Below are 25042 nucleotides of genomic sequence, written 5' to 3'. Positions count from 1 at the left end.
GTACACAAAAATAAGGATTAAAAACACAATCGGTGATGAAAATTAAAATATTTGCAAGCCTCGGCCTGATTATTTCAGGATTTTCTCTTTTCTGTGCCCAAAAACTCAATTTTAAAGATCAAAACTTTGAAAAAGCTGTGCTTGAAAATTTTGACCTTAATAAAAACGGTTTAATCGAGCAGCTGGAAGCTGACATGGTTACCAATCTGTTCATGGTTCAAAAGGGTATCCAATCAGCCGACGACATCAAGCTTTTTCCCAATGCGAAAATGATCATGCTGGATGACAATACTATTTCCAGTGTATCTATGACCAATCTGCCCTATATAGAACTCTTTTCCTGTACGGGATGTAAGATATCTTCCTTTAAGGGACAAGGTCTCAAAAGCTTAGCTTCCCTGTATCTTGACAATAATCTTCTGGAGAATATTTCGCTGAAGGAAACACCAAGAATTGATCAATTAACATTATCTTTAAATCAATTAAAAACCATTGATCTCACCGCGCTCAAAAACCTGAGAAAACTGAACGTTGAACACAATAAAATTCTTAAGCTTGATATTTCCGGAAACCCAGCCCTTCAGACTCTGAATGTAGGTGGTAATAAAATGAAGGAAACAGATATTAAGATGGGAACGAAGACCGACGTCACTATTTTCGGAACTGAGCCCTAACCTATTACTATGAAAACAGAAACAAAAAGACTGCTTTTACGAGAACTTGAAGAAACAGATATTGATAGAATGTTTCTGCTGGATTCTAACCCGGAAGTGATGAAATACATCGGGGTTCCGGTACTTACAGAAAAAAGTCAGGCATTAGAAGTGATTAGAAAAATCAGGAAGCAATACGATGAAAATGGTACAGGAAGACTGGCTGTGATTGAAAAGGAAACCGGATTACTGATCGGCTGGAGCGGGCTGAAATTTCTGACTGACGAGATCAACGGGTACAAAAATGTTCTGGAGCTTGGCTACCGCTATTTACCTGAATCATGGGGGAAAGGTTATGCAATGGAAGCTGCAAGAGCTTCTCTTGACCTTGGATTTATTGATATGAAGGCGGATATCATCTATGCCTGTGCACATTTTGCAAATGAAGGTTCCAATCATATTTTAACAAAATTAGGTTTTGAAAAAACCGGTGAATTTGAGGAACCGGACGGGATCTGTAACTGGTATGAACTCAAACGCAATAACTATCTGCCATAATATGCTGACGATAAGACAGGAAGAGGAAAAAGATCATAAAAAGGTATTCGAGCTTACGGAAGAAGCTTTCAGAACCATGGAGGAAAGTGACCATCAGGAGCATTTTCTTGTGGAAAAATTAAGGAAATCTGATGCTTTCATTCCGGAACTTTCTCTGGTTGCTGAAACTGAAGAGGGTGAAATCGCAGGCCATATTTTATTCACAAAACTTAAAATCGTGAATGGTGACGAAACATTCGAATCACTGGCTCTGGCTCCTGTTTCCGTACGACCTGAATTTCAGAATCAGGGAATTGGAGGACAGCTGATCCTTCAAGGACATACCATTGCGAAGGAACTGGGCTATCACTCTGTCATCCTGATCGGGCACGAAAATTATTATCCTAAGTTTGGTTACGAAAAAACCAGTAATTTTGGAATCTCTTTTCCGTTTGAAATTCCTGAGATCAATGGCATGGCTGTTGAACTGACGAAAGACGGATTAAAAAATGTAAAAGGTGTAGTAAAATACCCTAAAGAATTTGGAATAAAATAGTAGCTAAGAGAATTTTTTAAATTATATTTTTAATATTTTTTATAAACATGAAGAAGTTAAGATGTTTTTGATGTAGCTAAAGAAAGATTGTTTAAGAATTTGCCGATGGCAAAATGAAGCACATCGCTTAAAATATCGAAGATATGCTTAATCAATCTTTAAAGTTAGGATTCTAAATGCCTTAATGTTTGAAAAAAATAACGTTAAGAATTCTTTCAACATAACGAATTAAGAAGAATATTTTCATGTTGAAAAACAATAAATGTAAACACTCTAAAAAATAAACAATGCAGACTCAAAAAGTAACAGATCATATTGTACAGTGGTTAAAAGATTATGCTGTAAAAGCTAAAGTAAACGGATATGTCATTGGAGTTTCCGGAGGTGTAGATTCCGGTGTGGTTTCTACGCTTGCTGCCATGACAGGCTTAAAAACCCTTCTGATTGAAATGCCGATACGCCAGAAACCGGATCAAATAGACCGTGCCTGGGAGCATATGAATGATCTGAAATCCAGGTTTCCTAATGTGGAAGCAATGTCTGTGAACCTTACTCCTGCTTTTGAAGAACTTTATAAAGCATTTGATGTAAAAGATGATCTGTATCCTAATGAGAAACTGGCTTTTGCCAATACGAGATCTCGTTTGAGAATGCTTACCCTGTATTATTACGGACAGATCAACGGTCTTCTGGTATGCGGAACAGGAAATAAAGTGGAGGATTTCGGTATTGGGTTTTATACAAAATATGGTGATGGCGGTGTAGATGTCTCTCCTATCGCAGACCTTTACAAAACAGAAGTGTATACGCTTGCAAAATCATTAAATCTGGTTAAAAACATTCAGGAAGCGATTCCTACAGACGGACTTTGGGATGTGGACAGAACGGATGAACAACAAATTGGAGCTACCTATCCTGAACTGGAAAAAATCCAGAAGGAATACGGAACTAAAACTGCCAACGATTATGAAGGGCGAGACAAAGAAGTCTTTTTAATTTTTGACAGAATGCACAAAGCAGCTCAACATAAAATCAATCCTATCCCGGTTTGTGATATTCCTGAGGAGTGGAGAGAAAGCTAATGCTGAGTTATAAGTATTAATGATAAGTTATAAGTTGATATGAATGGTAAAATAAGATCGGTATTTTTTATTTGTCTGGGACTTCTCTTCGGGATGTCTGTGATGTATATCTACAATAATTTTATTGCAGACAAAAAGGGAAATACGGAGATCACAAAAACAGAAGCTTCCAGCACCGGAAACATTGCTACGGATTCTCAAAGTACCGGCGGAAATTCTTCGTCACAGGCTATTGACCAGCTGACAGAGGAAAAAACAGTCATTACTTATGTGAAGCAGAATCACAGGCTTCCGGATTATTATATCACTAAAAATGAGGCAAGAAAGCTTGGCTGGAATCCTTCAAAAGGTAATCTCTGCGATGTACTGCCGGGAAAAGCTATTGGTGGTGACCATTTCAGCAACCGTGAAAAAAGACTTCCCCAGGGTGAAAAATATTTTGAAGCAGATGTCAACTACAGCTGTGGAAACCGAAATTCTGACCGAATCATTTTTACCAAAAACGGTGATGTTTATCTGACTAAAAACCATTACAAGAGTTTTGAAAAGCAATAGTTTTTATGGTCTGATGGCAATGGTATTCCTGGCATTTTCATGTTCGGAGAAACAGCAGCCTGTAAAAAGCACTAAGCCGATGACCATACTGATTCAGCCTTTCAAAGATTTCAGTTCTGAAAATGTATTGAAAACAGCCGAAGGAATCAGGAAAATCTATCCCAATATAAAAATCCTTGAGGCTATTGATTTTCCGGACAATGCCTATTATAAAGAAAGAAACCGTTATCGGGCAGATTCTATCATTAAGTTTCTGGACAGCCGGACAAAAGACGGTTTTGTCACCATTGGCCTCACTTCAAAAGATATCAGCGTCACCAAAGGAAAAATAAAAGACTACGGAATCATGGGACTCGGTTACAGACCCGGAAAAGCCTGCGTAGCTTCAAAATACAGGCTGGACAAAAAGAATGCGGATGAGCAGTTCTTTAAAATAGCCATTCACGAACTCGGACATACTCAGGGCCTGAAACACTGCCCGGAAAAAACATGTTTTATGAGGGATGCAGAAGGCGGAAACCCTACAGATGAGGAAACCGATTTCTGCCCAAAATGCAAAACTTTTCTAATCAGTAAAAACTGGAAATTTAATTCTATATGAAGACAATATATATCGATTTTACAGACATCGGCGACTACGAAGATTTTTATGCCCAATTAAAGGAAAAGGTAACGCTTCCTGAATACTTCGGGGACAATCTGGATGCGCTGTCTGATGTGATTACAGGAGAACTGGAAATGCCGCTTCACCTTGAATTCGTTAATATGACGGTAGACCAACTGGAGATTTTTGAAGATCTGCTGACTACTTTGGAAGATGCAGAGGATGAAAGAGAAGATTTCACTTTCACCTATTATCTGGAACAGTACGAAGATGATGAAAATGACGATGAGGATGAGCAGGAAGAGGAAAAATAACCATTATCTCAACTGAAATAGTTTAACTCAATATTATTCTCTTTTTTAGCAGGTTTTCAAAATAAAAGATTAATATTTGCAGCATAGCAATCATTAATCTTCTTGTAAAATCAAACTATGAAAAGAGTACAATTCTCTATGATATTCTTATTGGTGAACTTTGCTTTCATCAATGCGCAAGTAGGTATAAACAATCCATCTCCCGCCTCCACACTGGACATCACTGCAAAGGATGCTACAGGAACTTCTGGCAATACGGATGGATTGTTGGTCCCTCGGGTAGACAGACAAAGGGCGCAAAACATGTCCGCCATTCCCGTATCTACACTGATTTATGTAAACAGTATCGCTACAGGAACTCCGGCCGGAACAGCAGCTAATATAAATTCTTTAGGATATTATTATTTTAACGGAACCCTCTGGACAAAGCTGGCTACTTCCCTGAACATCTATAATTCTGATGGAACTTTAAACAGCTCACGAACGGTTACCACCAACGGAAATCTTTTAACCTTTGTAAACGGCGGCAACAATGTAAAAGTAATTACTTCTGCAACGGAAGGTGCACTGTCTGCCAACGGTTCTTCAAGAGGTTTTTTAAATCTGGTGGGAGGCTCTGCGAATATTGATTACTATGTAGAAAACAACGGCATCGCTCAGTTCAATGCTTCCGGAAATTCGACTAAACTCAGCATAGGTTCTACCAACGCTACTCCACTTGGACTGAAAACAAACAGTATTGAAAGACTAACTGTTTTAAGCGGTGGAAATGTAGGGATCGGAACTACATCACCCAATACAAAATTCGAAATATCTTCTGGAACAGCCAATGTTTCAGGGACAAGATTAACCAACCTTAATTCGGCATCTCCTATCAGCACAGGACAAACCTTAGGGGTAGACAATCTCGGAAATGTAATAACAGTGGCCAACCCGACTGCTGCCAGTGTAACAACCGCATCGGTAAACAGTACAACGGGAAGCAATTTCAACGTGAATGACACCACGGTGACTATGGTGCCGGGAACTTCACAGCCTGTCACCATTCCCACAGGCGGAAAAGCTTTATTCATCAATTTCATGCTGGGGATTGATTATGGAAGCAATCCTGCCGGAAGCGGTGCATCCTATTATGAAGCAAGATTATACATAGATGGCGTTGCTACAGACTGCTATATGCGTACGCAGGAATACGGACCGGGCGGATTCAGTGCCCAGTTCAGTTTTAATACGGTGAAATTTCTTGCAGCCGGAAATCATACAATAGATGTAAGAATGACAAGAACGTTTAATAACGGGGTGGCTTCAGGAACAAATATGCTTTGTGCCCCGATTTCTATGTCATTTAATGCTACTTATTTGAATTAATTTAAATAGCATCAGCACAGTTTCTTACTGTAAAAAATGAATTTTCATCTTAAAAAATTTCCCATGAAAAGAATACAATTCTCCATCATACTTTCTATTTTCGGTTGTTCACTCATCATTGCACAGATGGGACTCAATAATAACAACCCACTCACCACATTAGATATTACCGCTAAAAATGCGACAGGCACTTCCACGGATGTAGATGGAATTTTAGTACCCCGAGTGGACAGGCAACGGGCGCAAAGCATGAGCAGTGTTCCGGTTTCCACCATGATCTATGTAAACAGCATTGCTACAGGAGCCCAAACCGGTACTGCTGCTAATATAGATGCACCCGGATATTACTATTATAACGGAACTTCCTGGATTAAACTCAATCCTATTAATAATATCTACACCTCGGACGGTACTTTAGGCGGAATGAGAACAGTTACAACTAACGGAAATACCGTAAGTTTTGTCAACGGAACCAGTAATGTAGGAATTATCACTACAGCAACAGAAGGACGGTTTTCTGCTAATGGCTCCACAAGAGGCACCCTGACTTTATCCTCCGGGACGAATATAGTGGATGCTTATGTAGACAATGCCAATGCAGCACAGATCAATACTTCGGGAACTGCCACAAAATTAAGTATCGGAACGACCACTGCAACTCCTCTTGCCCTTAAAACAAACGGCACAGACAAACTTACTCTTTTAAGTAACGGAAATGTAGGCATCGGAACTACAGCACCTTCCTCAGCATTTGAATTAGCATCAGGAACGGCCAATACATCCGGATTAAGATTCACCAATCTTACTTCTGCGTCGCCAATAAGTACAGGACAGGCCCTGGGGGTGGATACCAGTGGAAATCTGGTAACCGTTGCCAATCCCAGCCCAACGAATGTAAGTACTTCTTCTGTAAACAGTACAGCGGCGGCAAACTTTAATGTCACCGATCTCGCTGCAACCATCGTATCCGGAACTTCGCAGACGATTACTGTCCCAACGGGTGGAAAAGCTTTATTTATCAATTTCATGCTTGGGGTAGATTACGTCAATAATCCGGCAGGTAGCGGAACAGCCTATTACGAAGCGAGATTATATATAGACGGAGTGGCTACAGACTGTTATATGCGTACTCAGGAAGTGGGTATAAGTACCAATGCGTCTTTTACCATCAGCACGATTAAGTTTTTGGCTGCCGGAAATCACACGATTGATGTCAGAATGCAGAGAACATTCAATAATGGAACGACTTCGGGAGCGGGTATGACTTGTGCCCCGATATCGATGTCATTTAATGCCTCTTATTTAAATTAAGCTTAAGCGCCATAAGGTAGGGCAATCCAGGCATTGCGAAAATTAATCATTATCTTAAACTTACGTCATGAAAAGATTTCAACTTTCAATTATATTTTTATTAGCGGGCATTTCAGTTGTCGTGGCACAGACGGGAATTAATAACAATACTCCTTTGTCTACGCTGGATATCACGGCAAAGAATGCAACCGGAGCCACCACCAATGTAGATGGTCTCCTAATCCCAAGGGTAGACAGACAAAGAGCACAAAGCATGTCTTCAGTGCCGATTTCAACACTGATCTATGTCAACAGTATCGCAACGGGAACATTAGCTGGTACCGCTGCCAATATAGATGCAACAGGCTATTATTATTTTAACGGAACAGTCTGGACTAAAATAGACGCTCCTGTGAATATTTACACCTCAGACGGAACATTGCCGGGGCAAAGAACGGTAACCACCAATGGAAGCCCTTTACTTTTTGTAAACGGAGGTACCACTGTAGGAATTGTCACAAGCGCAGGTTTAGGAGCAGTCGCTACAACCGCATCCACAAGAGGATCTGTCACCTTAACCGGAGGAACAGCTAACCTTGATATTTACACGGATGATGCTAATCAGACCCAGATTAATTCATCTGGAAGTTCAACCCAATTAAGCCTGGGAACTAATAATACAGGGATTCTTGGCTTAAAAGCTAACGGAGCAGAAAAAATCACCGTGTTGAGTAACGGAAACGTAGGGATAGGTACTACAACTCCCAATACAAGACTTGAAGTTGCTTCCGGTACCGCCAATGTTTCGGGGGTAAAATTCACCAACCTTTCTTCTGCTTCCCCCATCGGAACAGGACAGTCTATAGGAGTGGATGCAACAGGAAATATTGTCACGGTAGCCAATCCTACTCCGGCCAGTATCAACACCGCTACGGTAAACAGTACGACCGGCGCTGATTATAACGTGAATGACCTTGGTGCCACTATCGTAACCGGAACTTCTCAATCGATTACAATTCCTGCAGGTGGTAAGACTTTATTCATCAATTTCATGCTTGGAATAGATTATTTAGGCAGCCCTGCCGGAGGAGGACAGGCTACTTATGAAGCAAGACTTTATATTGACGGTGTAGCTACAGACTGCTACCTCCGCACACAGGAAGCTTCAGCAGGGTCCAACACGCAATTTACCATCAATACCGTAAAATTCCTTACCGCAGGAAATCATACTTTGGATGTAAGAATGACCAGAGCTGTGAATAACGGAACAACCTCCGGTATTGACATGCCCTGCAGACCTATTTCAATGTCTTTTAATGCTTCTTATATCAACTAGGGCTAGTTTGAGAGTCGGAGCGTTTGAGGGTTTCCAGGGTGCGGGGGTGTGAGATGCAGGTTATGGTGGCTTCGAGATCCTCAGCCGCCATTTAGAATGTCAGTTATTCGTTGGAATATTCAATTAGCAGAGTAGCATCCTGTTGACTGGAATTCGAAGCCACCAGCAGTATGTCTGAAATCTCCACTCAAAAATTCACCATTCACTTGCGAAGCAAATTCACCATTGACATTGCCTCAATCTCAATCTTACTATTAAACTCAGTTCCTACATCACATACAAAACTCGCAGAAAATTCCTGCGAGTTTTTTTGGTCGAGTCTTTTTAAAGTACGCCTAATTTTTACTTTACTGTTTGATCAATTTAAAACTCTGTGAATTCTCCCCTTTCACGAAAATCTGCAGGATATAATTTCCTTTTGATAAAGAGGAAACATCTATTCTGCTTTCCACAGCATTGTCTGTTTTTACTTTTTGACCGACCATATTGTATATTTCCACTTTATCTATCTTTGTAATTCCTTTGAAATAAAGAACATCTTTTACAGGATTTGGATAAATGGCTATGTTGCTGTTGTGTTTTGTGCTCTCACTGGTAGAAAGCTGTATTTTCGAAAGATCCAGATAAAACGCAACGATCTGATTGGATGCATTGGTTCCTATTCCGGCTACCCTTCTTCCATCCTTCGAAATGGCCAGAGGAAGTGACATATTCACACCCTGGGTATTGATTCCCAAACCGACCGCATAATCGTTCAGGTTTACACGGCCACTTGCAGCGGTCCATATAAAGCCTTCTCCAGACATTGGAGGTGCTGCGAAAGGTCTGAAAAATCCGACTACTTTTTTACCGTCGGCAGAGATTCCTGTTGCTCCTCCTCTGAAAAAGGCTGAGGAATTTGGATGGGTAATATATGTCAGGCCGCTTACGCTGTTCCATACGTATGGATTGGGCATAGCAGCTCCTATGATCGTAGTTCCGTCGGCAGAAACATCTCCTGCTTCGCCTACATATTCTCCGTTACTGTCTGTGATAAAACTTTCTACGCCATTCACCCATTGGGCACCGCTTCTAGTCCCGTTATCCTGATCCTGCCAACCGACAATGACAGATCCGTCGGAATTAATAGCATTGGCTCTGGAGCTTCGGTTCGGAACTATACTTCCGAGATCTGTTACGCCATTTGTCGCGTCCCACTTTACAGCATGTGCGCTTCCGGCGGTTATCCATCCCAGTCCTACGATGGTATTTCCGTCTGAAGTCATTCCCCAGGTAGAACTTACATGGCCGTCCCAGCCTGTAGGAACCAGACCTCCGTGATTGCTCCAGGAAGCTGACGCTGTATCATACGTAGATATTTCATTAAATCCGGTTCCGGAATTGGTCGTGGAAGAAGCTATTTTGGTCCCGGTAGCATTGATGAGGGTTCTTCCGGCAGCTGGATAGCCATTCGAGATCAGGCCGATCTGAACAAGACCATTGATCTCATCCCATTTAAAGATCTGCCCCGCACTGGTATGCATGCTTACGACTCCGCCATCAGAAATACTGCCTACGGTATAGTTTCCAACCGCCATCACAGTCAGTTGGGCAGCAGCTGAAGCAAACCCAAACAGAAAGCAAGCATATAGAGCTTTCATTGAAATTTTGTAAATCTTTTTCATAATTACTTAAGTTTAATATTTTGAATTGGCAGAAACAATATTAATATTATATTTGCCTTTCCGAAAGAATTTGACTTACATAATTCGTGAAATTTAAAAGAATAAGAAATATAAATCATTAAAATACAACCATATAACAAAAATCTATTTTGAGGACAGATCATCAGGAAGCTGTAAGAAAAACCGAAAAAAAATCTTTTTTTTGCCATACTATTCTGGCTCAAACCGTTCCCATTCTGCTGGTCATTCTCTGCTCAGTATGGATCAAAGGACAATCCGGTCCCGACTTCAGTATTTTGGCGGATAAAGCTTTTCAGAAATTATATCAGAATCCGGATGACTGCATCAATTATTCACAGAGTCTTCTGATCAGTGACCAAAATCCGGAACACAGGATTGTCCTGCAGAATATCATCTCCCAGGCCTACGCTATGAAAGGAGATTATATCCAGTCTGTTAATATTTACAGCCAAAAGGAAGATTCAAGGGAAAAAGAAAGCCTCTCCTATTTCCTGCAGGCCGCCGGTGATTACAATCTTGCTGATCAGTATCAGAATCTGGATCTTTACAGCCAGTCGCAGCGGATCATTTCCGGTCTATTGGCTGATCATAAATTATTAAAAGGCGACAATCCCCGGATGAATGTTATTACGGCTAAGCTTTATCAGCTTCAGGCGCTTAATTTCGGAATCAACAGAAACTATAATCAAGCGTTGGAAAACCTCAGCAAAAGTGATCAGTATCTCGGTTTCAACAACCAGGAAAACAGGATTCTTGAAATGGAAAATAAAGTGTTCAGGGCTTCTTTTTTAATGAGACTGAATAAACTGGAAGAAGCGAAGTATCTTCTTGAATCTACAATCGTTTTAGCTGAAAAGAATACAGATTACTACTTTATCCAGGCATTGGCTTATGAAAACCTTTCTCGCTACTATTTTTTAAAAGAAAACTACGGCACTGCTGTTGAAATCCTTGAAAAAGCACTTTCCAGAATAGAAAATCTCCCTTACAACAGCCTGAAAGCAAAAATTTACGAATCTTTATCCAAAAATTATTTCGCGCTTCATCACGATGAAAAATACCATCAGTACAATAAACTTTACACTGAACTCCGGACAAAACTGGATTCCAGCACTAAAGAAGGTATCCGCTATATCGTCAAGCTCGTGGAGACCAACCAGAATAATAATCTGGAGTTCCAGAAACAGAAACAACTTAATAAGGTAAGTTTAATCTCCGGTGGTTTTCTTATCATAATTTTGGGTCTTCTGATTTATTTTTTAATGCTGAAAAACAGCAACAAGGATCTTAAAAAACAGTCAGATTTCTTTGAAAAACAGAAAAACCAGGAAGAACCGGCAGTTCAGAATCTTTCCAGGGAAACCTCAGCAACTGATAAAACGACAGAAAAAGACCCTCATAAAATTTCAAAGGAAAAGGAAGATGAAATTCTTCAAAAACTGGAAGATTGGGAAAAGCAGCAACGTTATCTGGACAAAAGCATGACGATTTCCGCATTGTCTTCCCAAATGGGTGTGAATACAAAATATCTTTCCGAGGTGATCAACAATAGTAAAGGGAAAAATTTCAACGCTTACATTAATGAATTAAGAATCAATCATATTGCACGTCTGCTGAGAACGGATCCTGTTTATCTAAATTACAAGGTCAGTTATCTGGCAGAATATTCGGGATTCTCTTCGCACAGTGCATTTACCACCGTTTTTAAATCTGTAACGGGAATGTCTCCCAATGCTTATATTCAGGAAATCAGTAAAAGCAGAACATTATGAAATTGACATTAAAAATCATTACAGCCATTTTTCTGTGCGTCTGCCTCTCAATTTCCGGACAGCAAACTTCTTTTGATTCCCTAATGAAAAAAGCGCGTCTTGAAATTTATGACAATCCGGATAATGCTATCAGGATTGGAAGAAACCTCATTGCAGAAGAGAAAGATATTCATAAACAGATCATTATTTATCAGCTTCTTTCTACGGCCAATATCGCAAAAAGAGATTTTGATCAGTCGCTTCAGTATCTTTTAAAAGCTAAAGAAACCGCGGAAAAAACAAATGATCTGAAAGTCCGTACCAGCGTTCTGATCTCAGCTGCCATCCAATATCAACAGATGGAACTGTTTAGCAAAAGCCTTGAAACGCTGAACGAAGCAGATCAATATCTGGCTAAATTTCCGGATGATGTTCCTGAAAAACACATTGAAACGGCAAGAAGCTACGCGATCCGTGGAATGATTTATAAAAGCCAGTCGAATCCCGAAATTGCCCTTGAAAAATTTCTGATTTCCATTCAAAATTTTGAAAAAATAGAACATAAACAGACCACGTATTCCAATATGAGTGTGGTCTACTATAATATCGGCTACTGTTACCTTAATCTCAACCAGCTTGAAAAAGCCTATCAGGCATTTATACAGTCTGCTGAATATGCCCGTAAAAACAAAGCAAAAAGTCTGGAAGCCTTTGCTTTAAAAGGAATGGCTGAAATGTATAAACAGAAAAAGGAAAACGAAACAGCCTTAGCATTGCTTATGAAAGCCGAAGATCTCAGCAAAAATACCGGCGACCTGATCCTCAATGAAGGAATATACAAGGAAATGTCCGAAAACTACCTCGCCATGGGAAAACCCAATCTGTATCAGAATTACAGCAGGAAGTATTTTGAAATGCGTTTTCAGAGGGAACAGAACGAATTGAGTTCTATCAATCATTCCATTAATGAGCACAATAAGGAAACGCTGAAGAAAAGTACTGAAATGAAAACCCGGTATCAGTATTTTACAGGCATTATCATTGGTATTGGAAGTCTCATCGTTATTCTACTCATTTCTTTCATTTTCAGGATCAGAAAAAGAAATCTTCAGTACAAACAAAAAATCCATAATCTGATACAGTCTTGAATAATGGATTATCTTATCATTTGGAACATCTGAAAATGAGCTATCAACTCTTTTTCTCCTCTCTCCATTTTTACTTTTTTATTTTTTTTCGAAAATAACACCTCACTGACCACTTTACAATCAATTAAATATCAATCACTTACACAACAACATATAAATACAATGATATTTTTTTATTTTTTTTTGTAAAAAAAAAACCAAATAACGATTTATATCGTATGTATGTCTAGGACCAAATATAGTTTGGATAAAAACTAATGAACACCATAAAACATTTAATCAATTTCTATCGGACATAACAGCACAGATTAATCATAAAATTAATCTTCTGATATTTTTTGATATAACCTAAATAAATTAAACAACGATGAAAACGATACACTTTATTGTTCCCTTATTATTTGTGGGCTTTTCTTTTATGGGAGCACAGGTAGGAATTGGAATAAACTCACCCAACGCCAATGCGGGATTGGATGTAACCAGCTCCAATAAAGGTTTACTCCTTCCCAGACTTTCCCTCGTTTCTACCAACAGTGCTTCTCCCCTTTCAGCCCATGTGGCCGGAATGACCGTCTACAACACAGCCACCAATACTTCTGTGCCCGCCAACCCTGTCTATCCGGGAGAATATTATAATGATGGTACCCAATGGTTAAGGAAGTCTTCCTGGAATGATGCCCGAATGATTACCGGAGGAAGCATAACCGACCCTATTGCTCTGATCACAGCAGATGCCGTTGCCGAAACAGCATCGAATACAACACTGAGTACAGTTTCTTTTACTTTAGACAGACCGTCTACTGTGGAGTTCAGCGCTAATGTTTCTACACGATATACCGCTACCGGAAGCAATACAACTCCTTTATCAGACGGAGCCATAAAATTGTGTACAGTCAATTTTCAGTTTACTACAGCTCCGGCCGGAGTTTCTACGACTGCTTTTTTTGGTGATCACTCTACCTCTTATACGAATTCACTTTCTGCTGCAGGAACTTCAACCGGAGATGTTTATCTGAATCCGTATAGTGTAGCCAATCTGCCGGCAGGAAGCTATGTACTTATTGTAAGAGGTACTGTTTTGAGTGGAACGGCCTTTAGAATAGGATTTGGCGGAGGTACGCGGGATATGATCCAGATCAAAGCTACCGCGTTACAGTAATGGGAATCTGTCTTTTTTAACATCATTAAAATACTAAAAATGAAAAAATTTAAATATACCATTCCGTTCTTTCTGGTTTGTTTTTTATTGACCAATGCTCAGGTTGGCGTAGGACTAGCGAGTCCAAATGCCAATGCTCAACTGGATATTACCAGCACCAACAAAGGTTTTTTACTGCCCAGACTGGCATTAACGGCGACTAATAATCCTTCACCGTTAACAGCTCACGTAGCGGGAATGACGGTGTACAATACGGCGACCAATACTTCTGTCGCTGCCAATCCTGTTTATCCTGGTGAATATTATAACGACGGAACCCAATGGCAGAGAAAATCAGCTTTGAATGATGTTAGAATGATAGCGGGAGGCACGATCGCTGATTTACTTACCCCTATTACCGTGGATGTTGCAGCTGGTACTCCTGCCACAACGACCTTAACTACTTTTTCCTTTACTCTGGACAGACCATCCAGCGTGGAATTCGGGGGTAATATTTCTACTTCTTTTACAGTGAGTGGTGACAGCAATACGCCACTGGGAGATTCCTCCGTAAAATTGGCAACCGTGAATTTTGTATTTACCGCAGCACCAGCTGGAATAACGGTCAACGCTCCATTTGGAGACAGCACAGTCACTTATATGAATGCGATCACAGCTAATATAACGACCATTACGGGCAATCTTTATACAGCTCCGCATGCCATCCTCCAGTTACCGGCAGGAAATTATGTGGTTAATTTAAACGGAGTGGCATCCAGCAGTAATGCTTTTAGAATTATGTATGGTTCCGGCGTACGTGATATGGCGCAGATTAAAGCGACGCCGACAAAATAGATTTTAGGCTAAGGTTGAGATTGGGGAATGGCAGATTTTAGAGCCAAGAATCAAGATTTCAGACATCAGACATCAGATATCAGACATCAGACGATAGCTCATTAACTTAATTAATACTAACAAGCAAGCAACCAACTAGCAACCAGCAACCAAATCTAGACTCAGATACTTTCAACAAACTAACTAAAACATATCATGAAAAATATATTTCTTACAATCCTTACTTTTCTAGGTATTTCATCCCAGATGACAGCTCAGGTGGGAATAGGCCTTGCTTCACCCAATACCAATGCGATGCTGGAGGTAAGCAGTACAAATAAAGGAATATTACTTCCCAGAGTAGCTCTTACAGCGACTAATAATCCTTCCCCGCTTTCTGCACATGTGGCTGGAATGTCGGTATACAATACTGCAACCAACACCTCTGTAGCAGCCAATCCAGTGTATCCGGGAGAATATTATAATGACGGGACCCAATGGCAGAGAAAATCCGCTTTGTCTGAAAAAACAATGCTTTCAGGTGGTACCATAGGTGGAGATGCACTAACCACAACAACATTGGATGTTCCGGCGGCTACAACCGGCGGATCTATTACTGCTATTACGCTGGCCACTATATCGTTCACTTTAAGCAAGCCTTCTTTGGTAGAGTTCAATTCCAATATTTCTGCTATTTTCACCAACTCAGGTATTGCTCCTGGTGCTACCGGAGCGGGAATAACGGATAACGCTGTGAAACTGTGTAATGTTTACTACTCATTTACAGCTGCACCTGCCGGCATCCCTATCAATAATGCATTCGGGATATCTTCGCTATCCTATATTAATAGCTTTACCACTTTCATTACGACTGGTAATTTTTATCTTGTCCCCCGTTCTACTCTAACTTTACCTGCCGGAAATTATACCATTACGGTAAATGGTGCGGGTGCCAGCGGAACTGCTTTCAGGATAACATTTGGTTCAGGAAACCGTGACAGCATCAATATAAGGGCGACGCCTTCGAAATAAGATCTTGATAGTTTTAATAAGATGATAACAAAAAAAGAGATACAACAATTGTATCTCTTTGCTTTTACAATATGGTAAAAAATATCCCCCGATACTTTATTACTTTGTTTTCACTTGAGAACTGACATAGTAAATCAATCAGATATCAAGACAGTCATTATTATATTTCGTCACAATTAGGTAAGTGTACGATCTCGGTAGTTTTCAGGCAAACCCGATTGCAGCAGATGTGCTTTGGCGGACATCTATTGTCAACTGAACATGCTAAATCTCCACTACCCTTGATCATTTTTAGATTTTCTCTTGATAATTTTTTCATGGTTAAATATTTAATTAATTTCCCCAAATATAACAATATATCCCTAAAATTAGAATTAAATAAGAAACTAGTATAATTTTAACTTCAATTTTAATAAGCAGAAAAGTATACATAAAAAAAAAAAACATTCCCCGAAAGGAATGTTTTGTATTATATAAGAATTAAATTATCTTCCAATAACCTCCGTAATCGGATTTCCTACATTTCCACTCGGGAACTGAATTTTCAGTAATGATGAAACGGTAGGGGCAATATCGGTCATATTATACGCTTTATTGCTTTCTCCTTTCTGAATTCCCCAGCCCATAAAAATCAATGGAATGTGAGAGTCATAAGAATTCCATACGCTGTGTGTGGTTCCTGTTTTAGAGTATGGAGGAAGCATAGAGTCGTGGGAGATCAGCTGGATATCACCACTTCTCTGTCTGTTGATTCCGTTGATGATTCTCTGCTTGATCGGCTCCGGAATGGTAGCTTCCTGAACTTCATCCACAGATACTGCATATAAAACCGTTGGATCTTTCTGCAATTCTTTAATCGTGAAATCTCTCAGATCATCCAGTTCAATTTTGTTGTCCTGCATCAGCTTTCTGTCGAAATAGATCTGGTAATTGTCTACGGCATTGATCAGTTTATCAACCCCGAATTTATCCTTCAGTTTCTGATTGATATCTTTTTCCATTCCTTCTCCGAAGAATCCTGTCGTGATCTTATGTTCTTTCAGGAATCCTACAGAATGTGCTCCACCGTGATCAGCAGAAAGGAAAACAGTGTACTCTCCTTTTCCTACTTTTGAATCCAGGTAATTGAAGAATTGAGCCAGATCCTGGTCAAGTCTCAAATAAACATCTTCCACTTCAATAGAATTCGGTCCGAATTTATGCCCTGCATAATCCGTAGATGCAAGGTTGATCGCTAAGAAGTCAGTAATAGTATCACCACCTAATTTTTCTCCTTCTACAGAAGCTTCAGCCAGTTTCAGCGTCAGCGTATTTCCGAAAGGAGTATAACGAATATTGTCTTTTTTCGTCTGATAATCCTGAGCTAAATTGCTGTATGGGAACACCGGTGTTTTTGCACTTCCCAACAGTCCTTCCCATGGAGAATTATCCGGAGAGCTTTCTGTATATTGGTTTATCGGAAGTAAGGTATTCCAGCCGTTTGCTACTAATTTTTCAGGCAGATTTTGTGCATTAAAAGACTTCATCCACTGAGGCAGGTCATTCATATACCATGAACTCGTAATGAAATTTCCGGTACTGTCATCAAACCAGAAGGCTCCGTTCGGCGTATGGCCCGCAGGAAGAATAGAAGCACGGTCTTTTAACGAAACCCCGATTACTTTCCCCTGGAAGTTGGTCGCCAGTCTCAATTCGTCGGTTACGGTGGTAGACCAAAGGTTTTTTGGAGAATGACTTCCCGTTTTTGCATTGGCTGTTCCTACCGGCTGCACGCTCTCGTCTGCTGTACAGTATACATTTTTTCCAGTTTCTTTATCTGTCCAGTCGTTTCCGGCAATCCCGTGGATCGCAGGTACAGAACCTGTATAGATGCAGGTATGTCCCAAGGCCGTAATGGTAGGTACGTAAGGGATGTGAACGTTATTTAAAGAATATCCTGTATTTAGAAGTCTTTTGAAACCATCACTTCCGTATTTGTTATAAAAACGGTAAAGATAGTCCCACCTCATCTGGTCTACGACTAATCCTACGACTAATTTGGGTCTTTCTAATTGAGAATTTTTGTTCTTCTGAGCATTGATTGTAATTACGGACAATAAAGCCGCTGCCGCAATTGAAATTTTCCTAAGCATCTAGTAAATTTTTGTTGAGCACAAATTTAAGGGTTTTGAAAGTTTTGGAGTGTGAAATTTTATTAAATTTAACTCAATCAGTACGCTTTACGTTTTCATAATTTTTCAAATGCAGAAAAGTGCTTTTTTACTGACTGATAAATCAACCTTCTATAACAAATTAGTACATTAGAAATTTACTTACTTTTACATCCAAAAATTAATAACTTTAATTTATGTCTAAATACATTTCTTTTTTTCTTATTTTCATGATCATCAAAACCAATGCTCAAATCAATAAACAGCAACTCATTGACAATTGGGCCCTCGTAAAATCCAGTATGCTGGACGGAAGCAGAGATCTCTCATCATATTCCGGGCGGGCTTCAATATGGAAACTTTCTGATCATAAAATCTGTGAGTATGTAGATCCCATCTTTGAAGAAAGGAAAACATGTTATGATATTAAAATAGAAAATAAAAATATTAGAATTTCACCAAAAACATTCTATGAAATTGAAAAGCTATCCACTGACACTTTAGTTATCATTGAAAGAATAGACGGCATCACCGGCAATGATAAAATAAAAAAGAAGTGGCTAGTAAGAACATCCAAATTGCAAAATGAATACCTCAGCACATTAAAGAATGATAGCATTGTAGAAGCCAGTTATTATTTTACACCCTCTCTAAAAAAGAATATTTTTTCTGATTTTTTGGAGCGATCTATGACAGACAATGGTCGTAATCTGAGTTTAAGCGGAAATATTATAATATATCCGAAAAAACAGAAGATCAATTTTCAATCTGAAAGTACAGATCAGTCTAAAAAGAATTTAGAAAATATAGAATTTTTAAAATCAATTGTTGAAAAGAGCTATCCGTCTTGGAATTTGGCAGGCTTCGAAAAATATGATCAAATAATAATTCCCTATCACATAGAAACTAAAATCGGAGATGATTCCTCTCAAGCTTCTTCAATGAAGTTTAGTTTTTTTAAAAATGATCGTAAAGATTTGGATAAATACCCCAATAGAGCTATTGTAAAAATAAAAGATAAAATGCTAGCCGCGGAAGCTTACAATAAAGCTATGGAAGCACTTGACAAAAAGAAATTAGACAAGGCTATAGAATTATTCAACAAAGCATTTGACTTGAATAACACCAATGTAGATGCACTGTACAATGCAGCTTCTATAAGTCTGGATAAAAAAGATATGCCTACAGCCTGTACCGCTTTGAAAAAACTCAAAGATTTCGAACAGGTTGAAGGAACAAAACTTTTCAATGAATTATGTTCAAAAAACTGATTCATAGTCATAGCTAATTAATTGACTTATTACTATGATTTTAGGAGTCTACTGGTATTTTAAATTCCCGGAAAATCTATACCGTTTTCAATTTTTTAAGTTTCTCAAAGGATTTGGAGGCCATGCGAACAATCTTGCCGAGCTGGAAGCCCGAGTTTCAGTAGATCATCCCGAAAACCTCATCAGGAAACTGGAAGAATTACATCAACGTTTTACAAGGATATATTTAGATATTAAGATCAATGAAAACTACTTATTGATCTCAACAGGTGATTATACCCTTTTTGATGAGCATTTCCAGTTCGTTTCAGAAATAGAAAAACTGCTGATTCTCGCCAATGCTCAGGTGATCGACACTCCTTTCGAAGTAAAATCAAGCAGAAATTTAAGCCCGGAAAACGTAACCTATGAAACCATAGAACATCGGTTTATCCAGATCACCGGCTCAGATTTCAGGAAAAACAATGCTGAAAATATTTCGGTAAGGATCGACTGCAATCTGCCGACCATACACAAAGAAAACTTAATCAATGATTTGATTCGTATCTATACTGAAGAGAATATTCATGTATTCTACTACTATGACTGCGATTTTAAAGAACATTCCAATCTGATGCTTTTCTTTTCCAACGGAAGACAGATGGAAAATGCGGTTCAACATGTTGACATCAATGCTTTCGGAAGCAGGGTGCGTCAGCTGGAACAGAATTATCCGCTTCATTTCGGCAATTTCGGAGGGATGCAGTATTATCCCAAAAATGGTCCTCATATAACGCTGATCACAGACAAAGACTATATTTTAAACACTTATTAAAACCATCATTATGATAAAATTCAAGTATGTTATTTTATACGTTGAAGATGTGGAGAAATCAATGAACTTTTACCATCAGACTTTTGACTTACCCATTAAATTCATCACTCCCGAAAAAGATTACGGGGAACTGCTTACCGGAGAAACCAGTCTTTCTTTTGCGTCCATAAGTTTAGCCAGCTCCAATATAAAGAAGGGATTTTTGTCTTCTAAATCTGAAGAAAAGCCTTTCGGAATCGAATTGGGATTTACTACAGCTGATGTGGAGAAACTGGTAGAAAAAGCGGTTAACAATGGGGCTGTTCTCTATGAAGATATAGCTGTAAAACCTTGGGGACAAAAAGTAGCGTATGTCAAAGATCCGGATCATTATTTAGTAGAAATTTGTACTGAAATTCAATAACAATCAATCATATTCCGCATTTCCATGGAAATAAAAAAATTAGAAAAACTGACTCAAAATCCCACACTCAATTGGGGACTCAACGGATACAATACAGACAAAATCCTCTCCGTTTCTTTTGTTGAATACGGCGGCTCTTTTGAGTTTGTATTAAAAGAAAAATCTATACCCTACTCTAAGGTCTGGGAAACCGATTCCAACGACATTGAAGAACTTAATGAAATCATTGAAAAAGGACAATCATTCGGCGTTTTTGAAGATGGAGAGCTTATGGGCTGGATCATCTGCGAACACAGAACATGGAATAACAGCTTTTACATTGAAAATATTCTGATCAGTGAACAATTCAGGAGAAACGGAGCCGGAGCTCAGCTGATCAAAAATGCTGTCCGTGAAGCCAGACATTTAAACTGCAGAATTATTGAGCTTGAAACGCAGAATACCAATTATCTGGCGATACAGTTCTACAGGAGAATGGGTTTCAGCATTACAGGAATCAATACAAGACTGTATGAAAATCCGGAGGAAACGGCTGTTTTTATGACTTTAGATTTGTAGGATGAAGCATTTTTACTTTACTCATTAACTTTTATGATCGACAAAAACTATAAAACGTATTGAATTTTTTATTTTGTACTAAATGGTACAATTACATAACTTTGTCCCAGAAATAATCCCGATGGCAGGAAGACCTAAAATATTCGATGAACAGGAAGCCGTTGCAAAAGCAACCGAAGTTTTCAAAGACAAGGGCTATGATACAGCTTCTGCCGATGAACTTCTTTGCGCTATGGGAATCGGGAAAGGCAGTTTTTATCTTGCTTTTAAAGGGGGAAAACAGGAACTTTATATCCGTTCGATCAGACAGTTTTCAGACAGTTTCTATCAAAAATTCTCCGGAAGTTTGGCGGTCTCTGATGATCCAATTCAATTCATTAAAGAGTTTTTTCTGAGTTTGGCCGATGCTTCAGATTGCGATAAAGAACGGGGCTGTTATTTGGGGAATGCCCTGGTACAGCTTTCTGAAAAGGATCATGAAATAAAAAAGATCACCGCTCAATTGCTGAAAAAGTTACAAACCCTTTTTTCGGAAACCATCCGAAACGCGCAAAAAAGCGGACAGATCACCAGTAGTGAAGATCCGGAAATGATCGGCTGGCACCTGAGTAATTTATGGAACGGAATCCATGTCACCAGAAGAATGGAAAGCTCACCGGAAATTTTGAGAAGCATTCTTAAAATGAATCTTAAAATACTGGATTAAAAAAATTTAATCAATTTTGTACCAAGTAGTACAATTTAAAAATACTTATTAATTTAATACAAAAAATGTCATGAACATTACCAACAACACGATCCTTATCACTGGCGGAGGCTCAGGAATCGGACTGGAAATTGCAAAATCACTGAATGCATCCAACAAAATTATTATTGCCGGAAGAAATAAAGAAAAACTGGATGCTGCGGCAGAAGGTCTTGAAAATGTCTTTACCATACAGGCTGACATTACCAACGAAAAAGATGTAACCCGATTGGTAGAAGAAATAAAACTCAACTTCGGGGGTCTGAATATTCTAATCAATAATGCCGGTCACGCCTATGCTTACACGCTTTCTGATACATCAGACACCTATACCAAAGCTTCGGCAGAATTTGAAACCAATTATTTTGCGCCTATCCGCCTGACTGAAAAACTGCTTCCCTTATTGAAACAGGAGAACAATTCAGCAGTAGTCAATGTTTCTTCCATTGTAGCATTTGCTCCGGGCTCACACGTTCCTACGTATTCTGATTCTAAAGCGGCTTTACACTCTTATACGCAACTGCTCAGACACGAGCTGGCTAAAGACACTACCGTTAAGGTTTTTGAACTGATGCCACCTCTTGTTAATACAGATTTTTCAGTAGAAATCGGAGGAAGGGAAAATGGCATTCCTGCCTCAGAAGTGGCTGACAGTTTCGTAAAAGGTCTTCTTGAAGATACCTACGAGATCCGTGTCGGGAATACTGAAGTCCTTTACAGCAACTTCTTTGCGGGTTCTGAAGGCGCTTTCGGTGTAATGAACAAATAGCTGGTTCCATATATCCGGTCTTTACTGCGGGGGAGAAATAATTCTTTTCCGCAGTTTCATTAGTAAACTACATTAAAAAGTTTCTTTACTATCCATTTTTTTAATTATTCTAGCGATTAAATCTTTAAATTTTAACTAATATTATTTAAATCACATTTTCGTGTATTAAAATTTCTTATATTAGTAATCAACAAATTAAAAATATTAACTGCTATGAAAAATTTAAAGAAATTAACGAGAAAGCAGCTTGAATTTATCAGTGGTGGCGATATCGCTTATGGTATCTGTGATGCTGACGGTAACTGCCCGCGTACTATAGGATCATATTACTGCAATGATGGTATCTGCTACAGAGTTACAGGAGGAGGCCATCCCGGAGGAGGCTGTACTGAGCCTATGCACCTGTGTCAAGAATGGGAAACCGGATGCGGATGTGTTTATATTTAAAAAATTTTTGTTAGATAAATCTTGAGGGCGGTGTTTTTATACCGCTCTTTTTTATTTTGATTTTATTTTTGATAGTGGAAAAATAATATCTTAGTGCAATGAAATATTTAGAAAAAATTCAAGCATTTCTTCCGTTAGGATATATATATTTAATAATACTAGGATTATTAAAGGAAACTATTCTTTTTTATCCTTTAGGAATCAATATTCTTAAGTATTCTTCCCTTACCGACATTCTCATCAGTCCTGTTTCAGACATGATTTCCAATCCTATACTCATCCTCGTGGTGCTTTCAGTAGTGCTTCTTTTCTTTTTAATTCAACTTTTAATTATTAAATACAGCTATACAAATGTGGTTCAGAAAATATTGAAAAGCTACAGACTGAACCCTGATCTTGATAAACGTGACCTGCGAAAAGCAATGATTCCTTCATTTGTGATACTCGCTGGATTTGAGCTTTTAGCTCTGTTTGTAGGATTAGGAATTGGGCAGGGAGAGAAAATTAAAAAAAGGCTGGATACCCAAACTTTAAAAGAGAACTACATCCTTACCGCCAGCTCCGGAGAAACGAATCCGGTCTATCTGATCGACATTAACAGCATCTATTACTTTTATATCAAAAAGGGCGAAAAAAAGATTAAAATAGCTCCTGTCGGAAGTATCGGCCACCTTGAAGTCATCAATAAAAACTAATATGAGAAACAAACTAATAACCGAATACACTGATGAAGAGTTGATTAATAATGAAAAGAAACTCAAGGTCCTAACCGTTATACTAGGCGCCTCTACAATGCTGTTGTTTTTTGCAACTATTGTACTGACAGTCAGTAAAGGCTTTACTCCGATCCTGATCGTACCAATCTGTATTCTTCCCTTGCTCATCATCAGTATCATTAACTGGAAAGGATTTGAAAAAGAAATTAAAAGAAGAAATTTAAAATGAATGGTCTCCGTTGAAATGACTATTAAAAAACAATCTATCTTAAAGTAATAAACCATGTCTTTCAACTGTTATTATACTATGAAAAACATCTACTTATTTCTGTTATTATTTTTGGCTGTCACCGTTGTTTCGGCACAGAAAAGCAATATGGAAAGGACTTTTGAAACTTCCGATCATGTAAGAATCAATTATAAAGTTTCAGGAAAAGGAGAAGCATGCATTTACGTTCCGGGAGGTCCGGGGCAGGGATATCCTTCATTTGAGCTTTTGGGCGGAAGCAGTCTTGAAAAAAATATGAAGATGATCTATATGGATCAGCGGGGTTCCGGGCAATCGGGGACATCGGATAATTATCATCTGGAGGCCATGGTTCAGGATATTGAAGAACTCAGACAGCATCTAAAACTTGATAAGATTTTCCTGCTGGCTCATTCTTTCGGAGGAATTATTGCGACTCATTATGCTAAAAAATATCCTCAGCACACGAAAGGACTGATTCTGGCTAATATCACACTTCATTTTCTCAACAATGAATCTTTAAAGGAACAGATTGAATATGGAAACAGCCTGCTGAAACAGCCTAATAAAGCCGTTCCTGAAGACAGTCTTTCTGCTGAGCTGTCAAAAATAAGTGCCGCATTAAGAAAGAAAAGAATCGGGTATAAATTTCTCACCGAAGATATTGAAACCATTAAACAAACCGATAAAATAGATTCTCTTCATCCAAGAATCATAGATTTCGGGATGGCCGTAATTTCGAAACCGAAAGATTATCCGGAGTATTACTCTGATCATGCGCTGCTCACCAAAGATATTCATGTTCCGGTATTAATTATCACCGGGAAAAACGATAAAGCTGTAGGAACACAGCATTACAAAACGTTTCAGTTCCCCGATCAGAAAGTGGTATCCATTGATGGCGGACATCTTTTGTATTATGAGAAAAATGCGGAATTTTCGAATGCCGTTTGGAATTTCGTGCGAAAACACAAAAAGTAACTCATTCAAATACGGCTGATGGGCCAATAAATCGTCTGGTATTCTCTTTTATTTTAGG

General features: G+C 38.9%; 27 protein-coding genes. 25 read left to right on the top strand and 2 right to left on the bottom strand.

Features of this window, described 5'->3' with window-relative positions; translation table 11 throughout:
• Window positions 1-35: 35 nt before the first annotated feature.
• From BUA72_RS04345 to BUA72_RS04300, 10 genes are all read left to right on the top strand, one after another.
• Window positions 36-674, top strand: coding sequence for a leucine-rich repeat domain-containing protein (locus tag BUA72_RS04345; RefSeq protein ID WP_228407835.1), 639 nt, complete (start codon window positions 36-38; stop codon window positions 672-674).
• A 9-nt stretch (window positions 675-683) separates the two neighbouring features.
• Window positions 684-1211: a GNAT family N-acetyltransferase gene (locus BUA72_RS04340; RefSeq protein ID WP_072921930.1), complete on the top strand. Its 528-nt coding sequence runs from the start codon at window positions 684-686 to the stop codon at window positions 1209-1211.
• Window position 1212: 1 nt separating this feature from the next.
• The gene (locus BUA72_RS04335) at window positions 1213-1746 is read left to right on the top strand and encodes a GNAT family N-acetyltransferase (protein WP_175548853.1); all 534 of its coding nucleotides are present in this window, start codon (window positions 1213-1215) and stop codon (window positions 1744-1746) included.
• A 287-nt stretch (window positions 1747-2033) separates the two neighbouring features.
• Window positions 2034-2828, top strand: a complete 795-nt coding sequence (nadE, locus tag BUA72_RS04330; RefSeq protein WP_072921929.1) for an NAD(+) synthase — start codon at window positions 2034-2036, stop codon at window positions 2826-2828.
• A gap of 39 nt (window positions 2829-2867) precedes the next feature.
• On the top strand, window positions 2868-3383 hold the full coding sequence (locus tag BUA72_RS04325; RefSeq protein ID WP_047449493.1) for a ribonuclease domain-containing protein: 516 nt from the start codon (window positions 2868-2870) through the stop codon (window positions 3381-3383).
• A complete protein-coding gene (locus BUA72_RS04320) occupies window positions 3370-3984 on the top strand; it encodes a matrixin family metalloprotease (protein ID WP_228407834.1) in 615 nt (204 codons plus the stop codon). The genes BUA72_RS04325 and BUA72_RS04320 overlap by 14 nt, the downstream gene beginning before the upstream one ends.
• Window positions 3981-4301, top strand: a complete 321-nt coding sequence (locus BUA72_RS04315) for a barstar family protein (protein ID WP_047449497.1) — start codon at window positions 3981-3983, stop codon at window positions 4299-4301. The genes BUA72_RS04320 and BUA72_RS04315 overlap by 4 nt, the downstream gene beginning before the upstream one ends.
• A gap of 117 nt (window positions 4302-4418) precedes the next feature.
• Window positions 4419-5669: a hypothetical protein gene (locus tag BUA72_RS04310; protein WP_072921927.1), complete on the top strand. Its 1251-nt coding sequence runs from the start codon at window positions 4419-4421 to the stop codon at window positions 5667-5669.
• Between the two features lie 63 nt (window positions 5670-5732).
• A complete protein-coding gene (locus BUA72_RS04305; RefSeq protein WP_139259507.1) occupies window positions 5733-6980 on the top strand; it encodes a hypothetical protein in 1248 nt (415 codons plus the stop codon).
• A gap of 67 nt (window positions 6981-7047) precedes the next feature.
• Window positions 7048-8295, top strand: coding sequence for a hypothetical protein (locus tag BUA72_RS04300; RefSeq protein ID WP_072921926.1), 1248 nt, complete (start codon window positions 7048-7050; stop codon window positions 8293-8295).
• A gap of 347 nt (window positions 8296-8642) precedes the next feature.
• Here the strand turns inward: BUA72_RS04300 and BUA72_RS04295 are convergent, their stop codons facing one another.
• Entirely contained in the window at window positions 8643-9959 is a 1317-nt protein-coding gene (locus BUA72_RS04295) for a T9SS type A sorting domain-containing protein (RefSeq protein WP_072921925.1), read from the bottom strand.
• A gap of 149 nt (window positions 9960-10108) precedes the next feature.
• Between BUA72_RS04295 and BUA72_RS04290 the strand changes: the two genes are divergently transcribed.
• The 5 genes from BUA72_RS04290 (at window position 10109) to BUA72_RS04270 (ending at window position 15883) form a co-directional block, all read left to right on the top strand.
• Window positions 10109-11752, top strand: coding sequence for a helix-turn-helix domain-containing protein (locus BUA72_RS04290; RefSeq protein WP_072921924.1), 1644 nt, complete (start codon window positions 10109-10111; stop codon window positions 11750-11752).
• The gene (locus BUA72_RS04285; protein ID WP_072921923.1) at window positions 11749-12879 is read left to right on the top strand and encodes a tetratricopeptide repeat protein; all 1131 of its coding nucleotides are present in this window, start codon (window positions 11749-11751) and stop codon (window positions 12877-12879) included. Before BUA72_RS04290 ends, BUA72_RS04285 begins: the two co-directional genes overlap by 4 nt.
• A 367-nt stretch (window positions 12880-13246) precedes the next feature.
• A complete protein-coding gene (locus BUA72_RS04280) occupies window positions 13247-14038 on the top strand; it encodes a hypothetical protein (protein ID WP_139259505.1) in 792 nt (263 codons plus the stop codon).
• Between the two features lie 39 nt (window positions 14039-14077).
• A complete protein-coding gene (locus tag BUA72_RS04275; RefSeq protein ID WP_072921921.1) occupies window positions 14078-14872 on the top strand; it encodes a hypothetical protein in 795 nt (264 codons plus the stop codon).
• Between the two features lie 195 nt (window positions 14873-15067).
• Window positions 15068-15883, top strand: a complete 816-nt coding sequence (locus BUA72_RS04270; RefSeq protein WP_139259503.1) for a hypothetical protein — start codon at window positions 15068-15070, stop codon at window positions 15881-15883.
• Between the two features lie 485 nt (window positions 15884-16368).
• On the opposite strand, the gene pafA is transcribed toward BUA72_RS04270, so the two are convergent.
• Window positions 16369-18015: an alkaline phosphatase PafA gene (pafA, locus tag BUA72_RS04265; RefSeq protein ID WP_072921919.1), complete on the bottom strand. Its 1647-nt coding sequence runs from the start codon at window positions 18013-18015 to the stop codon at window positions 16369-16371.
• Between the two features lie 320 nt (window positions 18016-18335).
• Between pafA and BUA72_RS04260 the strand changes: the two genes are divergently transcribed.
• The 10 genes from BUA72_RS04260 (at window position 18336) to BUA72_RS04215 (ending at window position 24984) form a co-directional block, all read left to right on the top strand.
• Window positions 18336-19304, top strand: a complete 969-nt coding sequence (locus BUA72_RS04260) for a tetratricopeptide repeat protein (RefSeq protein WP_139259501.1) — start codon at window positions 18336-18338, stop codon at window positions 19302-19304.
• Window positions 19305-19338: 34 nt separating this feature from the next.
• Window positions 19339-20118: a hypothetical protein gene (locus BUA72_RS04255; protein WP_072921918.1), complete on the top strand. Its 780-nt coding sequence runs from the start codon at window positions 19339-19341 to the stop codon at window positions 20116-20118.
• Between the two features lie 10 nt (window positions 20119-20128).
• Complete coding sequence (locus tag BUA72_RS04250; RefSeq protein ID WP_072921917.1) at window positions 20129-20521, top strand: VOC family protein; 393 nt, start codon at window positions 20129-20131, stop codon at window positions 20519-20521.
• 24 nt (window positions 20522-20545) lie between these two features.
• Window positions 20546-21079 carry a GNAT family N-acetyltransferase gene (locus BUA72_RS04245; RefSeq protein ID WP_072921916.1) on the top strand — a complete coding sequence of 178 codons (534 nt, stop codon included), beginning with the start codon at window positions 20546-20548 and terminating at the stop codon, window positions 21077-21079.
• Window positions 21080-21161: 82 nt separating this feature from the next.
• On the top strand, window positions 21162-21785 hold the full coding sequence (locus BUA72_RS04240) for a TetR/AcrR family transcriptional regulator (RefSeq protein WP_228407833.1): 624 nt from the start codon (window positions 21162-21164) through the stop codon (window positions 21783-21785).
• A 70-nt stretch (window positions 21786-21855) separates the two neighbouring features.
• The gene (locus tag BUA72_RS04235; RefSeq protein WP_072921914.1) at window positions 21856-22593 is read left to right on the top strand and encodes an SDR family oxidoreductase; all 738 of its coding nucleotides are present in this window, start codon (window positions 21856-21858) and stop codon (window positions 22591-22593) included.
• Between the two features lie 213 nt (window positions 22594-22806).
• The gene (locus tag BUA72_RS04230) at window positions 22807-23040 is read left to right on the top strand and encodes a bacteriocin-like protein (protein WP_047449532.1); all 234 of its coding nucleotides are present in this window, start codon (window positions 22807-22809) and stop codon (window positions 23038-23040) included.
• A 98-nt stretch (window positions 23041-23138) separates the two neighbouring features.
• Entirely contained in the window at window positions 23139-23735 is a 597-nt protein-coding gene (locus tag BUA72_RS04225) for a hypothetical protein (RefSeq protein WP_072921913.1), read from the top strand.
• Between the two features lies 1 nt (window position 23736).
• Window positions 23737-23985: a hypothetical protein gene (locus BUA72_RS24170; RefSeq protein ID WP_072921912.1), complete on the top strand. Its 249-nt coding sequence runs from the start codon at window positions 23737-23739 to the stop codon at window positions 23983-23985.
• A 78-nt stretch (window positions 23986-24063) separates the two neighbouring features.
• Window positions 24064-24984, top strand: a complete 921-nt coding sequence (locus tag BUA72_RS04215) for an alpha/beta fold hydrolase (protein WP_072922484.1) — start codon at window positions 24064-24066, stop codon at window positions 24982-24984.
• Window positions 24985-25042: the final 58 nt, after the last annotated feature.

Source organism: Chryseobacterium sp. OV279 (assembly GCF_900128945.1).
In the GTDB taxonomy this organism is placed as follows: domain Bacteria; phylum Bacteroidota; class Bacteroidia; order Flavobacteriales; family Weeksellaceae; genus Chryseobacterium.
The sequence above is the reverse complement of the archived record's forward strand: the minus strand, read 5'-3'. Positions and strand labels throughout refer to the sequence as shown.

Bases quoted from the DNA above. Each gene is read 5' to 3' on its own strand.
- BUA72_RS04225 (WP_072921913.1), top strand. From the start codon at position 23,139: ATGAAATATTTAGAAAAAATTCAAGCATTTCTTCCGTTAGGATATATA.
- BUA72_RS04340 (WP_072921930.1), top strand. From the start codon at position 684: ATGAAAACAGAAACAAAAAGACTGCTTTTACGAGAACTTGAAGAAACA.
- BUA72_RS04270 (WP_139259503.1), top strand. From the start codon at position 15,068: ATGAAAAATATATTTCTTACAATCCTTACTTTTCTAGGTATTTCATCC.
- BUA72_RS04230 (WP_047449532.1), top strand. From the start codon at position 22,807: ATGAAAAATTTAAAGAAATTAACGAGAAAGCAGCTTGAATTTATCAGT.
- BUA72_RS04310 (WP_072921927.1), top strand. From the start codon at position 4,419: ATGAAAAGAGTACAATTCTCTATGATATTCTTATTGGTGAACTTTGCT.
- BUA72_RS04315 (WP_047449497.1), top strand. From the start codon at position 3,981: ATGAAGACAATATATATCGATTTTACAGACATCGGCGACTACGAAGAT.
- BUA72_RS04345 (WP_228407835.1), top strand. From the start codon at position 36: ATGAAAATTAAAATATTTGCAAGCCTCGGCCTGATTATTTCAGGATTT.
- BUA72_RS04250 (WP_072921917.1), top strand. From the start codon at position 20,129: ATGATAAAATTCAAGTATGTTATTTTATACGTTGAAGATGTGGAGAAA.
- nadE (WP_072921929.1), top strand. From the start codon at position 2,034: ATGCAGACTCAAAAAGTAACAGATCATATTGTACAGTGGTTAAAAGAT.
- BUA72_RS04280 (WP_139259505.1), top strand. From the start codon at position 13,247: ATGAAAACGATACACTTTATTGTTCCCTTATTATTTGTGGGCTTTTCT.
- BUA72_RS04335 (WP_175548853.1), top strand. From the start codon at position 1,213: ATGCTGACGATAAGACAGGAAGAGGAAAAAGATCATAAAAAGGTATTC.
- BUA72_RS04215 (WP_072922484.1), top strand. From the start codon at position 24,064: ATGAAAAACATCTACTTATTTCTGTTATTATTTTTGGCTGTCACCGTT.
- BUA72_RS04325 (WP_047449493.1), top strand. From the start codon at position 2,868: ATGAATGGTAAAATAAGATCGGTATTTTTTATTTGTCTGGGACTTCTC.
- BUA72_RS24170 (WP_072921912.1), top strand. From the start codon at position 23,737: ATGAGAAACAAACTAATAACCGAATACACTGATGAAGAGTTGATTAAT.
- BUA72_RS04305 (WP_139259507.1), top strand. From the start codon at position 5,733: ATGAAAAGAATACAATTCTCCATCATACTTTCTATTTTCGGTTGTTCA.
- BUA72_RS04255 (WP_072921918.1), top strand. From the start codon at position 19,339: ATGATTTTAGGAGTCTACTGGTATTTTAAATTCCCGGAAAATCTATAC.
- BUA72_RS04300 (WP_072921926.1), top strand. From the start codon at position 7,048: ATGAAAAGATTTCAACTTTCAATTATATTTTTATTAGCGGGCATTTCA.
- BUA72_RS04245 (WP_072921916.1), top strand. From the start codon at position 20,546: ATGGAAATAAAAAAATTAGAAAAACTGACTCAAAATCCCACACTCAAT.
- BUA72_RS04235 (WP_072921914.1), top strand. From the start codon at position 21,856: ATGAACATTACCAACAACACGATCCTTATCACTGGCGGAGGCTCAGGA.
- BUA72_RS04260 (WP_139259501.1), top strand. From the start codon at position 18,336: ATGCTGGACGGAAGCAGAGATCTCTCATCATATTCCGGGCGGGCTTCA.
- pafA (WP_072921919.1), bottom strand. From the start codon at position 18,015: ATGCTTAGGAAAATTTCAATTGCGGCAGCGGCTTTATTGTCCGTAATT.
- BUA72_RS04285 (WP_072921923.1), top strand. From the start codon at position 11,749: ATGAAATTGACATTAAAAATCATTACAGCCATTTTTCTGTGCGTCTGC.
- BUA72_RS04240 (WP_228407833.1), top strand. From the start codon at position 21,162: ATGGTACAATTACATAACTTTGTCCCAGAAATAATCCCGATGGCAGGA.
- BUA72_RS04275 (WP_072921921.1), top strand. From the start codon at position 14,078: ATGAAAAAATTTAAATATACCATTCCGTTCTTTCTGGTTTGTTTTTTA.
- BUA72_RS04295 (WP_072921925.1), bottom strand. From the start codon at position 9,959: ATGAAAAAGATTTACAAAATTTCAATGAAAGCTCTATATGCTTGCTTT.